This is a genomic window from Bacillus cereus group sp. RP37 (assembly GCF_040459695.1).
Classification (GTDB): Bacteria; Bacillota; Bacilli; order Bacillales; family Bacillaceae_G; genus Bacillus_A.
Genome location: NZ_JARVHP010000001.1, coordinates 1,227,259 through 1,242,810, shown reverse-complemented (window position 1 = coordinate 1,242,810; position 15,552 = coordinate 1,227,259). Strand labels below are relative to the sequence as shown.

Sequence of the window (15,552 nt, the reverse complement as noted above, 5' to 3'; positions counted from 1 at the left end):
ATGGAAAATAGAAAATTATTTAAAGAAGGGCCTTTTGAATCAAATGCATGGATTACATGGGTTCCTCACAGCCATTATTACCACACAAGATGGGACTTGTACTCAAAAGGATATATGGATGCGGCTGACTGCCTGATAGATAACTCAATTGCAAATCATCATGCACACAAAGGAGATCGATTAGTCTATCCTATTATCTTTTCATATCGTCAAGCTTTAGAATTAAAGCTAAAACAAATATTATTACTTGATGAAAGTTTAAAAACCAATACTACAAAGGACGCATTAGAAATAATGAATAAATTTGGTCATAAGGTAGATAAACTTTGGGATAAAGTAACAATTATTATTAATCAATTATTCAAAAAGGATATAGAGGAACATGGTGAAGGTAAGATAGAGCAAATTGATAACTATATAAAAGAATTTGTAGAAATCGATCCTGAGTCTTTTACTTTCCGTTACCCACTTGCAAAGCCCAATAGTAAACAGGCGAAAGAAGGAACTTTACCGATTGAACAACTAGAAAATTTAGGCGAGGATCGAGAATCCATTTGCCTATCAAATTTAAAAGAAAGTATGCACGATTTAATGAGCTTTTTAACCGGTGCAACCGATATACTTGGTGCTCAATTAGAAACCGACAGAAAAAATTCGTTACCTATCCCCGCTCTTATAGAGCCTGAAACTCATGAATGAGTAAGAACTGATTCTAATTACCAAAAAATAAAAAATCGACCGCCTATTACGGGCGGTCTTTTCTTCGTCTACTTAACACACGTTCACATACGCATCACTAGCCGTAATGTAGTACGTATTGCCTCTCGAATTTACTAATTAGCATACATATTTTACGTTTTAAGGTCGTTTTTCCTAGATAAATATCAGCGAAATTAAGTACGTATATACGGAGTGATACAAATACATAGGAAAGAACTATAACGTAGAAAACATAACGAGTATACTGATGATTTCAAGTCCGAGATAAAAAGTTTGATTCGTCAATTCTTCCCACGCCTGGTCGCCGGGCCACCAAAAAGACGCCCCCGCCCCTTATTCAATTTCGCATATTTTATACATTTTTCCGAATATCCAATGTAACAGAATCATCTTTTGTTACATTCAATTACGATTCAAAACGTTATTATATCAACGTTTGTACAATTATTATCGTTCATTTATCCGTTACTTATTTTATGCATGCGTAGTATCAACGTTTGTAGCGGCTTGCATGTCGTTGTACATTGCATAAGAACGTGCATAAACAAGTTCTTACGATCGGTGTGAAGGGTGGATTTCGAGAGGTGGACGTGCATCACGAGTGTGCGACTGGTAACATGTAATGTAGTGTATAACGGTGAGAGTACGCTTATTTGTTAAGTTTCGTTAACATACGTAAGCCTGTCCGAATAAAGTCGCACTGTAACCATTGATACCATAAGTACAATCCATTAGCTCAACGGGCTAGCACCTCATTATAGCTTTTAAAAAGGACAAAAATAAATCTTAAGATTTTTATGGAAAAACATACAAATACTCTAGCCTTGAAAAAATTAATCGGTTATAATACAAGCATACGACAAAAAGCCTAGCTTCGTACTCTCAATACGCGCTAAGCTTATAAAATAAAAGGTGGTGATAAAAATGGATCCACTCACTGTTTCTGCTACTTGTGCTGTGTTTTTAGTTGTTCTAGGTATGATTCAAAACAACAATAAGAAGTAATACTTTACGTTTTACCCAAAAGCTCTTTTAGTGCTCTCAACACTAAAGGGCTTCTTTTTTTTATATTATTCCCTACTTTTCACATTATATCCCCTGGCGGACTGTCTTATGCTACAGAATTGTAAGACTATTGTCAACCTAAAAGTCATAATATAAGGAGGTGAATTTTCGTTAATTTCATTATAACTAACTCTCCGTTTACTTACAACTGTTTTGAGCACATTTTTTCGCGTCATTTTCAGCGCACTTCCTACGTACCATTTTTCGCTCATCTTTTGGAAAACTTTTTTCGTTCATTTTTTACAAAATGTTTTTTGACTCATTTATCGCGCACAAAAAAACAACTTCTTTACGTTACAACTTTTTCACACTATTTGACGTCACTCATTTTTGCCTCTCTGTAGTCACCGGAAATTTAACGTCACAGATCAACGATAACCTGCGTCCACTTTCGTCCCCTTCCCCTAACTCTCAATCGTAATTCCTCCTCCGTTTTATCAGTAAGTTATCTCGTTATTTTAACTTAAACTTAACGTCTGTCTTTCCTCCGTTCTCTTACCGAGCACCTTCGTCCTCCCTTAACTTTTACACTTCGCTTAGTTAGCGGTAGTCACTATCGTCCTCCTTCAATCATTAATAGTGTACATACATTTAAAACTTTACAGATGCGATAACGCATGTTAATATATAAATAACAATAAAAATGTGCGATAACGCACTCTAAGGAGGATTTAAATGATTTTAGATAAAGTAATCGGAGTTGAAGAAGCTGCAGTTTTATGGAACTTATCGCCTGGATACATAAAAAATCTATGCGCAAAAGGTGATGTACTATCAAAAAAGATAGGGAAAACGTGGGTAATCGATGCTACACAAGGACATCCCGCATTACGTTTGTACATAAATAATATACAAGGAAGCCCTTTTCTAAAGGAAGTATCTATAAGCGAGGATTCTAAAAATATCAACATTCAATACGTTAATTCTTTCGAAGAATACGTTGCACTAAATGAAAAAACGGGTAATGATGCTAAAGCATACGAAGAATACTTCGAAACAGGCGACAAGATTAATAAAATACTAACTCAAGAAAGTGCTCGCCTACTACGCCAGTTTTCGTTTTTAGATAACGTTTCAATCAGTATTCCGTATAAAGGATTAGTTCATAGAATCGAATTGAATCGGGATAAATTTAATGCTTATTTAGGCTATAAAATAGAGGATTTAAACGTCCAGGATAGAACGTGGCATCAAGAATTTCTAGAAAGACACGCATATCCAAAAGAAGGTAGAGCTAAGCTTGTAAATGAATTCGTAACAGTAAAGTAATTTCTGAATCTAGCAGATTACGATTAAAGCCGCTTAAGATAGCGGCTATTTTTCCTTGATGTGGAAGTATATATTATATGATAAAATATTAATTGGATAATTTTACTATATAAGGTGGAGAGACACGATGAAAGAATTGCAATATTTACCATTAGATGATACAGATAGGGATAAGCTTGGATTTAAAGAGAAGGCTGAAGAAATTGCAGAATTTATCAACGACTTCTCTCCTAAACTACCGTACTGCCTTTCTATAAACGGTTCGTGGGGCGCTGGAAAGTCAACAATGTTAAATTTTATAGCAACTAATTTAGATAAAGGGAAATGTATAACAGTACGTTTTAATCCTTGGATGGTTTCTGAACGTGAAGAACTAATCAAGAATTTATTTGAAGAAATATACTATGCTATGGGCGAAGGAAATTTCCATAAAGCTAAAGATAAATTTTTTAAGTACGCAGAGAAAGTAGTGTCTCCCCTAACGAAAGCAGCAACGTTTGCTACAGCTTATTTAAACGGAGTTACTCCTGCAGCGGCTACCACCATGGCGAATGTTACAGGGGAGACAGTGCAAGGAATTGGTGATTTAATATTCGATAAGCCTTTATCAAAAAGAAAACATGAATTAAGCCAAGTAATGGAAGATACCGTTAGGGAAGACGAACGAAAAATTGTCATTATGATTGATGAATTAGATAGATTATTCCCTGAAGAAGTCATTACTATTTTTCAAATGATAAAGTCCAACCTAGACTTACCAGGATTATTTTTTGTAGTAGCAATGGATCAAGAGGTAGTATTCGACGCATTAAAAAAAGAGGGAATAAGCAAACCAGAATATTACTTACAAAAGATTTTTCAAAGAAGATATTTGATTAATACAAAGTATCAAATTAGAACACTTTCTCAAAATTTCATCTTAGAACATTTAGATTTTCATAATAAATCAAATAATGCATTAGAAGAGGCTATATTAGCGTACTTTTATTTAAATGAATCTTATTTTGTATATAGCTCCAAACAATCCCCTAGTTTTTACTGTTACGAATTATCTGATGATTATAAAAGGAGAAATGACCCTGGTGATTATAACATTAAACGTTCATATAACACGGTCGCAGAACTTTTAGCTAGTCAACTTAATTTTCATAACCCTAGAACATTCTTGAGGTTTACAGAAATACTTATTGAGAAATGGGAAAGATACTATAATTACATATTTGAATTCGAAAAAGACATTAAGCGCTATGTATATATATCATTTTTGATTTTTATTTCTCATTACGCATATCCTGACTATACAGAACCATATTATCTACAAAGGGAAAAAAGTAAAGACGATGATCGACCATTATTTATTCAAGAAGTTGCTGATCATATTCAACAATTAATCCCATCGTTTACTTATGAAAATGAAGATAAACAAATGCACACAGTTTATTGTAATACCGTAATTAGATTAGCAATTAAATATTTAAATCAATTCCCTGATTTTGTAGAAGTATAATTTATATTTAATGTAACAGCAAAATAATTTCTAACTCTATCAAATAATGATCACAGCCGCTTGAGATAGCGGCTATTTCTATAAGTAACTCCGTTATAGGAGGCTAACCTTTTTATATTAATAAAAAGTAAGTAGGGTTTTATAAATAATTATAAAACTTCCTTCACCCAAACATCTCATCTAACTTATCCGCCACCTCACGCTGCATCGTTGGTAGTACGTGACTATATGTATTAAGCGTTGTCTGTATATCCGTATGCCCCAATCGTTCTGATATCAGCTTTACATTAACGTTTTGTTGTATCAGCATCGTTGCGTGCGTGTGACGTAAGTCGTGAAAACGTATTTTAGGTAGGTCAAGTTTTTCGATTAGGTTATAGAATTCTTTTCGCAAATTACGTGGTAGCATCGGTCGACCATCACGTGTACATATTACTAAGCCATGATCCCGGTAATCTCGTTGATAGTACTTCTTCTCTTCGACTATTCGTTTTTTGTGCAACTTTAGTTCTTCTATTAATTTCGCTGGAAAATGCACATTACGTACACTTGCGTTATTTTTAGCGCCAAATTTAATTTTAGCGGTCTGGGTTAACGTTTGTCTTACGTATATGATTTGATTCTGAAAATCGATATCTTTCCAACGTAACCCCATGATTTCACCTTGTCTCATACCTGTTAATAGCGCAATTACGAATACAATATAACATCTAGTAAGTCGTTGAACTTTCTTCGACTCATCAATAAAATAATTAACTTGTTCTAAGCTCCATACGTTTATTTCCGGTTTTCTCCTCATTTTTGGTAGCGTAATCCCTATCGTAGGATTATCCCTTATTAATCTTAAAATTTTAGCTTTTCGTAAAGAGGCGCTCACTATCCTAAAAATAATATGAACGGTAGCCGGAGCATAACCCACATCAATAACTAAATCGTTAACAAACTTCTGCATATGTATCGGTTCAATCTGCCTTAATTGAAAATGCCCTATCCTCGGTTTAATTACGTTTTCTAAATACATTTTGTGAATTTCGTAAGTAGACTCTTGTAAATGAAATGATCGCTCTTTCATCCACTCATCCACAAACGTAGCGTACGATAGTTTCGATAAATCCGAATGCTCACCGCCTAATATTTCCGCTTTTAACTTCACCATAGCATCGTGGGCTTCACGTCTCGTTTTGAATCCCCTTCTACGGATTTGCCTCCGCTTCCCAGTCATCGGGTCCTTCGTATTATCGAAACCAAACATCCATTTACCTGTCGATTTATCTTTCGTTACCGTACCGCCCATATTTATCGATTCCCTTCGTTATATATTTCGTATTTTCCGCTTGACTTGGTCGCTCTGTCCTTCATCATGGGATGAGCGGTAAGGACAACGGCTAGGACAGAGAATGACTACCTTACATCGCTAAAACAGATAGTTAAAGCGACATAAAGTAGACGCTCATTGTCACTTCCATGGTCTATCGGGTTAAGGTATCCGTGTAGTATACACCCTGTTGGAACGTCGGTTTTCACCCACAACGAACTTTCTACAAGTAATGCTTGTCCTACTTGCGGAAAAACTTAGGGAAGGAATCGTACTACTGACGTTATCCTCAATTACTCGTAACCTAATTACGCCTTTCCATGGTCGTCGCTACCCGTGCCGTAACACGCCAAGCAACCGTCCAGACCTTTTATGGCAGTCCTCGCCTAGACTAGACACAAACGCAACAGGGAACGCTTAATGTGTGTCTACGCCTTATTTTCCGACATCGGCTAGGCTCACCTGTTCAAGTTTTACGAGTGTTAGGTCGTTCCTCGTTTGGAAAACCGTAACCTAGCGCCTCATTACGTCTATAATAGACAATAACTAAGTAAGCCCCTTGCTATCCATTTTTCAAAAATGGTATAATACAAGTGCTAGGTACACGGAATGTCCGTTATTTAGTTATACGTGAATGTTTCGAGTCTCCAGTTGCCGCTGGGGACTTTTTCTTTTTTATTAAATATCTAAATGGCTTAACGGTGAATGTCGTTGATACTTTTGCCCTATCTCACCGTCTGTAAAATCTAAATACGCTTTTTGCGTTACTTCTACACTTGAATGACCTAGAATACGCGATAAAGTTACAAAATCTCCTCCGTTTAGCAAATAATACTTCGCGAAGTTATTTCGTAATTGGTGTGGGTGTATATCTACCCCGACCTTCTTGCCAGCTGTTCTAAGCGATCTCTCGAAGTTACGTATTTCTAATTTAGTCCCTCTTATCGTTGGGAACAGATAGACACTATTTGAATAGCGATCCCGATATAGTAGCCAACTCTTTAAATCCCTCGACACCTTGAAGGAAAAATACACATAACGTTGTTGGCTGTTCTTTGGATTTTCAATAAGAATAGACTTTGTTTTAAAATCTAAAGTGTCTGGTGTAAGCGACAAACATTCTCCGATTCGCATTCCAGTGTCTAATATTAATCGTGTTATTAACCAATCTCTATAACCGTGAAAAGTCGTATTATCAAATGTTCCTATTACGTTTAGTAATTCTTCTTTTGACAATAGCGGTTTCTGCTTGCGAGTTGGTTTTATGTTCTCTATTGCCTCGACTGGATTCTTGCGTATTTCTCGCTCTACTTCGTACAAATAATTAAAGAATACTTTTATGTTTCGAATATAGTTAGCAATTGTTGTCGAGCTAATTGGCTTACTATAATCTTCACGTTTATGCGGAAAATTAACTGCCGTAGACTTTTCGTTAACTGCAACCGTATATTTCCCACGTTCTCTTAAATATTTTATATAATGACGTATATGGGCCGATTTAACCTTATCGACCTCATTAATACCAAATTCTTTTTGCATATACGCCGAAAATAACTTTAACGTCTGCTCATAACTTCGCAATGTCTTGACGGACAAATTCTTCGATGTACAATACAACATAAAGTTTTCAATCTGAAAATTAAATTCGGACAACAAAAAACACCGCCTCTCAATAGTTTATAAAAACTACCGAAAGACGGCGTTTATCGCCTTTTGACCAAGTTATTTATCGGTCAGAAAAGATATTTATTGCTCAACGATCTTTAACGTTAAATTCGCGTCAGATACTATTATATCAACGATCAGCTAGCCTTATGTTCAAGTCTTAGCTTATCCGCAACCATTGCGATGAACTCGGAATTCGTAGGTTTTGCTTTTGACATGGATACTGTATAACCAAATAAGGACGAAATAGAATCAATATTCCCACGACTCCATGCTACTTCAATTGCGTGACGGATTGCACGCTCGACACGGCTTGCTGTTGTATTATATTTCTTTGCAATATCTGGATACAATACTTTCGTAATAGATCCAAGTAATTCGATATCGTTGTACACCATAGAGATTGCTTCTCTTAAGTACATATACCCTTTAATATGAGCAGGCACACCAATTTCATGAATGATACTCGTAATGCTCGCATCTAAGTTTTTCGGTTTTCCATCTATTGTCGTTGCTGAACGGAAAGATGGAAGTGGACGTTTAATGGTAGCGTTCGCCTTACCGCTCACTTGACGAATATGACTCGTTAAATTCTCCATATCAAATGGTTTTAATATGAAATAAGAAGCACCTAAGTCAACTGCTTTTTTCGTCACATCTTCTTGTCCAAATGCTGTCAACATAATTACGCTAGGCTGTCTTAGCCTTTCAATATGTCGCATTTTCTCTAATACAGCTAACCCATCTAAATGTGGCATAATAATGTCTAAAACAAGTACATCCGGCTGCTTATCTGTTAATAAATTTAAACACTCTTGACCATTATAAGCAGTACCGATTACTTCCATATCATCTTGAGCAGCTACATAACTCTCTAGCATTGATACTAATTCTTTATTATCATCCACAAGACATACTTTAATTTTCTCCACAGCTTTTCCTCCCTTACCGAATCGATTCTCCGACATGTGTATCCTTCTAGGCTACATGAATTGTTCGACAATTGTGTGAAAATTCCCTTTTAAAGTTTGTTACTTTCCGATAAAATCACAAAAAAATATGTTTATCGTCCATTTATTCCCTTTCGCAACACATTCCATCATAGAAATACAACGAAACGTTCAACCCTTTTCTTTTATTTTACAACAAAAAACACCTCTTGCGGAGCTTTTACAAAATTTCAACGAATTTTTCAACAGAAAAGCGAGCTAATTAAATAATTAGCTCGCTTTTCTTTCTTGATCATAAATGTTAATTCCAGCCTCATGTAACATCCATTCAATATGAACACCATATCCTGATGTCGGATCATTTACGAATACATGTGTAACAGCACCAATTACTTTCCCGTTTTGTACAATTGGACTTCCGCTCATTCCTTGTACGATACCACCCGTCTTCGCTAATAAACGTTTGTCTGTTACTTTTATTACCATACCTTTTGTAGCCGGAAACTTTTGCGGTACTGTACTAACAACTTCAATATCAAACGCTTCCACTTTATCTTGATCAATAACTGTTAATATTTTTGCCGGTCCCTCTTTTACTTGATGAGATAATGCAATAGGCATTGCTTTATCCATTACGCCATTTGTCATATTTGTATTCAATTTCCCAAAAATACCAAATGGACTATTTATTGTAATATTACCAATCACTTCACGATCTGGTGAGAACCTTGCTAATTTCTCTCCTGGATTCCCATGACTACCTCTTTCAATTGATGTAACCGTTGAACGCATAATTTGTCCATCTTCGACTTGAATCGGCTTTTTCGTATCGTTATCAGAAATGACATGACCAAGTGCCCCATATTTCATGGAATCAGGATGAACAAATGTCATTGTTCCGATTCCAGCTGCCGAATCACGAATATATAAACCGATACGATAAGACGATTCACCACTGTCTTTTTGTGGTGTTAACTTAGTGCGGATGTATTTTCCATCTCTTAACAAAACAAGATTAAGCGGTTCACCTGTTTCACCACTACTATGAATAAATGGTGCTACATCACTCATTTTTTCAATTGTTTTACCATTAATTTCAGTAATCATATCTCCAATTTGCACACCAGCTGTTTCACCAGGAGATACTTTCCCTTTTTCAGTTTGAATTAAATGATGGCCTACAACAAGTACCCCTTTTGTGTTTAACTTCACACCAATTGATTGCCCACCTGGAATAACTTTGAAATCTTTCAATACTTTCACATTTACTTTTTTTACTGGAAAACCAGCAAGTTGAAACACCATATCCGCTTCACCATTTTGATGAGAATTTACCATAAGTCCTTGTTTTTGTTCATTTGAACTCACTGTAAACACATGACGATCTGTAGATGAAGCTTTAAATACTGATAATGAAGCTATTTCTGATTGTTGTCCTTCAAAGACAACAATCTGCTTCGGGGATGAAATAAACGTCCGAAGCGGTTTAAAACATCCAATAAAAACTAAAGAAACAAGGAGACAAATACCTATTATTTTGCGAAATCTTTCTAATTTCAATTTGTTCACTCTCCTCGCTCCTACCCCACATTCAGCCTCTTGGCCTCACTTTTTAATCTCTCCTTGCAGTGCTTTATTTATAACCGGAAGAATTAAGTAATCATTATTTGAGAAAAAAAGCTATCCATTACTGGATAGCCTCTGCTGTCTGTTTAAAATGATGCGCTTGCGTAAGTAATTCTTTCGCATGTTCTGTCGTTAAATCTGTAATTTCCACACCAGAAATCATTCGAGCTATTTCTGTTACTTTATCCTCCATAGTTAAAACGGTAACTGACGTAATTGTTCGATCATTCGCTACCTGTTTTCGAATAAATAAATGTGAATCCGCCATTGAAGCTACTTGAGGTAAGTGCGTAATACAAAGTACTTGCGAGTTTACCGATACTCGATAAATTTTTTCTGCAATAGCCTGTGCAACTCGACCACTTACACCTGTATCCACCTCATCAAAAATAACAGATGCAACACCTTGATGCTTAGAAAAAATGCTTTTTAAAGCTAAAATAATACGAGATAACTCTCCGCCAGAAGCGACCTTTGAAAGTGGTTTTAGCGGCTCACCTGGATTTGTTGAAATATAAAATTCCACATGATCGTAGCCATCCGACGTAAGTCTTACCGGGGCCCCCTCCACAAGAGGCTCTTCAGCATTTCCTTCTCTCTTCATGATTCTCACTTCAAATTTTGTTTTTTCCATATATAATTCTTTTAATTCCTGATGAATAGCATTTGTAAGATGTTCTGCAAGCTCATGACGCATATTACTTAACAACGTTGCTTCTTTCAGAATGACACTTTCTAATTCCTTTAACTGCTTCTTCGTCGTTTCAATATGAACGTCTTTATTTTCAATCGTAAAAATTTCTTGTTCAATTTTATCAGCATACGCTAAAATCTCTTCTACAGTATTTCCATATTTTCTCTTTAGCATACGAATTTCATTTAAACGCGTTTCAATCTCGTCTAAACGATTCGGATCATATTCCATCATATCGAGCTTTTCTCTCAGTTGATACGCAACTTCTTCTAATAAGTAATAACTATTTGCAATTGAATCATGATTCTCTTGATACACTTCATCTAAATGTGTAATACTCTCCATTTGTCCCATTGCGCTTCGTACATTATCTAATCCTTGTCCGTCAGCGCTTAACGAGCGATATGCATCACCTAATGCTTTGTAAATTTTTTCGAAATTAGAAATTTGCAATCGTTCTTCAGTTAATTCATTTTCTTCATCCATCTTTAAATCCGCCTTACGGATTTCTTCATGCTGGAATTGAATTAAATCTAAGCGATGCGCCATTTGTTGTTCATTTTCACTTAACGATTTTAACTGTTTTTTTAACTTCTCATAGTCAGCGTATACGTTTTGGTATCTATCCAATTGTTTAACAATACGCTCTCCATCAAAATGATCGAGCATAAATAGATGACGCTCTTCATTCATTAAATCTTGTGTTTCGTGCTGCCCATGAATATCAACAAGTGTTTTTCCAATTTCTTTTAATATACTAAGGGTAACCAGTTTCCCATTTACACGACATACACTCTTTCCGTTTGCAGCGATATCACGCTTCAAAATAATCATGCCGTCTTCTATTTCTATATCCAACTCTTCTGCCTTTTCAATACATGGATGCTTATCATCTTCTACATAAAATAGCCCCTCGATCTCAGCTTTTTCTGTTCCATATCGAACAAATTCTGCTGAACCACGGCCACCTACAAGCAAACTAATCGCATCAATAATAATCGATTTTCCGGCCCCTGTTTCACCACTTAAAACCGTTAATCCTTTTTGAAAAGAAATATTTAATGCCTCAATAATAGCAAAGTTTCTAATCGATAATTCCGATAACAATGCTCCATTCACCTCGTTATAAACTAATCCCCTATTAAGGGCTTTTTTCAGTTCTTTATTCAAATAGTTATACTATATGTTTGTATGTATAAATTACTTTTCTAACCGCTCCATTGTACCAAACATTTGTTTTACGGGTCAATCCACCTATTTTCTAATTTTATTCAAAGAAAATATTATATTACAATTAAAAATCCACATTTTTAACCAATAAAAATATCCTGTTCACTTTCCACTTTACAGAGGAAAGCAAACAAGATTTTTTTGTTACAACATATTTAAGAAACGATCAGAGACAACACCTGTATCTTCAGGTGTACGGCAAATAATTAAGCAAGTGTCATCACCACAGATGGTTCCGATGATCTCATCCCACTCTAAATGATCAATAAGTGCTCCAAGTGAATGAGCGTTACCAGGCAATGTTTTTAGCACAAGCATATGTCCTGCCGTGTCTAATTTTACAAATGAATCCACTAGATTTCGTTTTAATTTTTGTAACGGGTTAAATCGTTGATCTGCTGGCAAGCTATATTTATAGCGACCATCATGTAATGGCACTTTCACTAAGTGCAATTCTTTAATATCGCGCGATACTGTTGCTTGCGTTACATTAAATCCCTCATTACGTAAAATATCAACTAATTCATCTTGTGTTTCAATTTCTTTGTTCGCAATAATTTCCCTGATTTTAATATGGCGCTGACCTTTATTCATACATTTGCACCTCACACTATCTCTTACCATAGTTTAAACATTGGTATACTTCACTTATTTATGTTAACTTATAATTCGTTACTTGTACACAATTGTTTTTACAATCATTATACAATTACAACAAAAAGAGGAACAACATATGTTATTCCCCTTTACCTTTTTGTTTTAGGACATCATGCGCCTCTGTAACTACTTGCTCAACAGAAACTGGAGAATGATTTTCGCCATTCTCACGTTCACCATGCCATTTCAGATGAATTAAAAATTCAATATTACCATCCCCGCCCGTAATTGGTGAGAATGTTAAACCTTCTACATCGTATCCTTCTTTTACAGCAAAATCGACAATCATTTCCACGACAGCTTCATGTACTTTTCGATCACGAACGATACCTTTTTTCCCAACTTGCTCTCTTCCAGCTTCAAACTGAGGTTTAATTAACGCTGCTACATCCCCATTCGGCATAAGCATTGTTTTTAAAACTGGCAATATAAGCTTTAATGATATAAATGAAACATCGATACTCGCAAATTGCGGTAAACCACGCTCTAAGTCTGCTGGTGTCACGTAACGGAAGTTTGTTCGTTCCATTACAACAACACGCTCATCTTGACGCAATTTCCATGCAAGTTGATTGTACCCTACATCTAATGCATAAGATAATTTCGCTCCATTTTGAAGCGCACAATCTGTAAAGCCACCAGTTGATGAACCAATATCTATCATAACTTTATCTTGTAAATCAAGATGAAATGTCTCTAGTGCCTTTTCGAGTTTATAACCACCACGGCTTACATACGGCATAACTTGTCCCTTCACCGTAATCTCTGTATCTTGTGGGATTTTCTCTCCTGGCTTATCAAGTCTCATCTCATTCGCATATACAAGTCCGGCCATAATGGCGCGTTTTGCTTTCTCACGTGTTTCTATAATTCCTCGCTCTACTAATAGTACATCTACTCTTTCTTTTTTTGCACTCATTTGTTACGCCCTTTTTTGTTTTGATGGAATCATTGTATGAATACGGTCTACAACAGCATCTGTCGTTAAACCGATTTCTTCTAATAATTTTGTTACACTACCGTGCTCTATGAAACGATCTGGAATACCCATTCGTTCAATTAACGCACTATGGTACCCGTTCTCAGACGCAAATTCAACTACTCCCGTTCCAAAACCACCGATCAAGCACGCTTCTTCAATCGTTAAAATCGGTATATTTTTCCCTAAGAGATCATGTAAATATGCTTCATCCATCGGTTTAATAAAGCGAGCATTCACTACTTTCACTGAAACTCCAGCCTTTTCAAGACGCTCAGCTGCTTCCATTGCCATTGGTATTGTCGTACCAAATGTTAAAATAGCCGCTTGTGTACCTTCTTTTAACGTTTCCCATGAACCGATTGGAATCGCCTTTAATTCCTCATCCATAGGAACACCAAGTCCATTACCGCGCGCATAACGTAATGCGATTGGTCCATCTTCATATTGCATCGCCGTATATACTAAATGTTGCCCTTCATTTTCATCTTTTGGCATCATAATTACCATATTCGGCAAGTGGCGTAAGAATGAGATGTCAAATACACCTTGATGCGTTTCACCATCTGCTCCTACTAATCCGGAGCGATCGATTCCGATGAAGACATTTAAATTTTGGCGGCATATATCATGAACAACTTGGTCATATGCTCTTTGTAAAAATGTTGAATAAATTGCAAGGAATGGCTTCATACCTTGTGTTGCCATACCCGCTGCCATTGTTGTAGCATGCTGTTCTGCAATACCTACATCAATCATACGATCCGGGAATTCTTTTTGGAATTTCTCAAGTTTCGATCCAACAGGCATTGCAGGTGTAATTGCAACGATACGCTCATCCGTTCTCGCTAGCTTAAGTACTGTATCACTAACAACAGCACTCCACGCTGGTGCAACTTCTTTCGGTTTAACGAAGTCACCTGATTCAATTTTATAAGGTCCTGTTCCATGCCAAGTTCCAATAACATCACTCTCAGCTGGTTTATAACCTTTTCCTTTTTTCGTAATAACATGAACAAGCACTGGGCCTTTTGTTTTCTTTGCATATTGCAACGTTTCGAATAACTTTTCATAATCGTGCCCATCAACTGGACCCAAATATGTAAAGCCTAACTCTTCGAAAAAGACACCGGATACTAGTAAATATTTAAGACTATCTTTTATTTTCTCTGCTGTTGCAGCAACTTTCCCACCGACTGCTGGGATTTTCTTCAATATATACTCTAGTTCGTCTTTTACCCAATGGTATTTTCCTGCGGTACGTAGACGTCCAAGCACATTATGAAGCGCGCCAACGTTTGGCGCAATTGACATTTCATTATCATTCAAAATAACAATCATGTCTGTTTTTTCATGTCCAATATGGTTCAATGCCTCTAAAGCCATTCCGCCTGTTAAAGCACCATCTCCAATGATTGGTATAACATATTCTTTCGTTTTCTTTAAATCACGTGCTAGAGCCATTCCCATTGCAGCAGATAATGATGTCGAGCTATGGCCAGTTTCCCATACATCGTGCTCACTCTCGCAACGTTTTGGGAAACCACATAAACCTTGATATTGCCTTAATGTACCGAATTCTTTTGCACGTCCTGTTAAAATTTTATGTACATAGGATTGATGTCCTACGTCCCATAAAAATTTATCATTCGGGCTATCAAATAATTTATGCAGAGCAATTGTGAGTTCTACTACACCTAAATTAGGTGCAATATGTCCACCTGTTTGAGAGAGCTCTTCAATTAAAAACTTACGAATATCCTCACTCAATCCCTCTAGTTCACTGATAGACATATCTTTCAAAAAACTAGGGTTTTGAATTTGCGTTAGATCCACATGGATCACTCACTTTCATTTCATAATCTGTCAACATGT

General features: G+C 36.2%; 11 protein-coding genes. 3 read left to right on the top strand and 8 right to left on the bottom strand.

Annotated elements, in window-relative coordinates; genetic code table 11:
- From QCI44_RS06625 to QCI44_RS06615, 3 genes are all read left to right on the top strand, one after another.
- Complete coding sequence (locus QCI44_RS06625; RefSeq protein ID WP_353811047.1) at positions 1 to 699, top strand: hypothetical protein; 699 nt, start codon at positions 1 to 3, stop codon at positions 697 to 699.
- 1,761 nt (positions 700 to 2,460) lie between these two features.
- Complete coding sequence (locus QCI44_RS06620; RefSeq protein WP_353811046.1) at positions 2,461 to 3,054, top strand: helix-turn-helix domain-containing protein; 594 nt, start codon at positions 2,461 to 2,463, stop codon at positions 3,052 to 3,054.
- 127 nt (positions 3,055 to 3,181) lie between these two features.
- Positions 3,182 to 4,561 carry a KAP family P-loop NTPase fold protein gene (locus QCI44_RS06615; protein WP_353811045.1) on the top strand — a complete coding sequence of 460 codons (1,380 nt, stop codon included), beginning with the start codon at positions 3,182 to 3,184 and terminating at the stop codon, positions 4,559 to 4,561.
- 163 nt (positions 4,562 to 4,724) lie between these two features.
- Here QCI44_RS06615 and QCI44_RS06610 read toward each other — a convergent pair whose 3' ends face one another.
- The 8 genes from QCI44_RS06610 to dxs form a co-directional block, all read right to left on the bottom strand.
- Positions 4,725 to 5,855, bottom strand: coding sequence for a site-specific integrase (locus QCI44_RS06610; RefSeq protein WP_353811044.1), 1,131 nt, complete (start codon positions 5,853 to 5,855; stop codon positions 4,725 to 4,727).
- 699 nt (positions 5,856 to 6,554) lie between these two features.
- The gene (locus QCI44_RS06605) at positions 6,555 to 7,529 is read right to left on the bottom strand and encodes a tyrosine-type recombinase/integrase (protein ID WP_442866163.1); all 975 of its coding nucleotides are present in this window, start codon (positions 7,527 to 7,529) and stop codon (positions 6,555 to 6,557) included.
- Between the two features lie 149 nt (positions 7,530 to 7,678).
- Positions 7,679 to 8,473, bottom strand: a complete 795-nt coding sequence (gene spo0A, locus QCI44_RS06600) for a sporulation transcription factor Spo0A (RefSeq protein ID WP_000411416.1) — start codon at positions 8,471 to 8,473, stop codon at positions 7,679 to 7,681.
- Between the two features lie 288 nt (positions 8,474 to 8,761).
- Positions 8,762 to 10,060, bottom strand: a complete 1,299-nt coding sequence (gene spoIVB, locus QCI44_RS06595) for a SpoIVB peptidase (RefSeq protein WP_016086332.1) — start codon at positions 10,058 to 10,060, stop codon at positions 8,762 to 8,764.
- 118 nt (positions 10,061 to 10,178) lie between these two features.
- On the bottom strand, positions 10,179 to 11,918 hold the full coding sequence (gene recN / locus QCI44_RS06590; protein ID WP_016086331.1) for a DNA repair protein RecN: 1,740 nt from the start codon (positions 11,916 to 11,918) through the stop codon (positions 10,179 to 10,181).
- A 267-nt stretch (positions 11,919 to 12,185) separates the two neighbouring features.
- Positions 12,186 to 12,635 carry an arginine repressor ArgR gene (gene argR / locus QCI44_RS06585; RefSeq protein WP_001032581.1) on the bottom strand — a complete coding sequence of 150 codons (450 nt, stop codon included), beginning with the start codon at positions 12,633 to 12,635 and terminating at the stop codon, positions 12,186 to 12,188.
- Between the two features lie 142 nt (positions 12,636 to 12,777).
- The gene (locus QCI44_RS06580; protein WP_016086330.1) at positions 12,778 to 13,617 is read right to left on the bottom strand and encodes a TlyA family RNA methyltransferase; all 840 of its coding nucleotides are present in this window, start codon (positions 13,615 to 13,617) and stop codon (positions 12,778 to 12,780) included.
- A 3-nt stretch (positions 13,618 to 13,620) separates the two neighbouring features.
- Entirely contained in the window at positions 13,621 to 15,513 is a 1,893-nt protein-coding gene (dxs, locus tag QCI44_RS06575; RefSeq protein ID WP_016135327.1) for a 1-deoxy-D-xylulose-5-phosphate synthase, read from the bottom strand.
- Between the last annotated feature and the right edge of the window lie 39 nt (positions 15,514 to 15,552).

Bases quoted from the DNA above. Each gene is read 5' to 3' on its own strand.
- QCI44_RS06625 (WP_353811047.1), top strand. From the start codon at position 1: ATGGAAAATAGAAAATTATTTAAAGAAGGGCCTTTTGAATCAAATGCA.
- QCI44_RS06620 (WP_353811046.1), top strand. From the start codon at position 2,461: ATGATTTTAGATAAAGTAATCGGAGTTGAAGAAGCTGCAGTTTTATGG.
- QCI44_RS06610 (WP_353811044.1), bottom strand. From the start codon at position 5,855: ATGGGCGGTACGGTAACGAAAGATAAATCGACAGGTAAATGGATGTTT.
- argR (WP_001032581.1), bottom strand. From the start codon at position 12,635: ATGAATAAAGGTCAGCGCCATATTAAAATCAGGGAAATTATTGCGAAC.
- QCI44_RS06615 (WP_353811045.1), top strand. From the start codon at position 3,182: ATGAAAGAATTGCAATATTTACCATTAGATGATACAGATAGGGATAAG.
- QCI44_RS06580 (WP_016086330.1), bottom strand. From the start codon at position 13,617: ATGAGTGCAAAAAAAGAAAGAGTAGATGTACTATTAGTAGAGCGAGGA.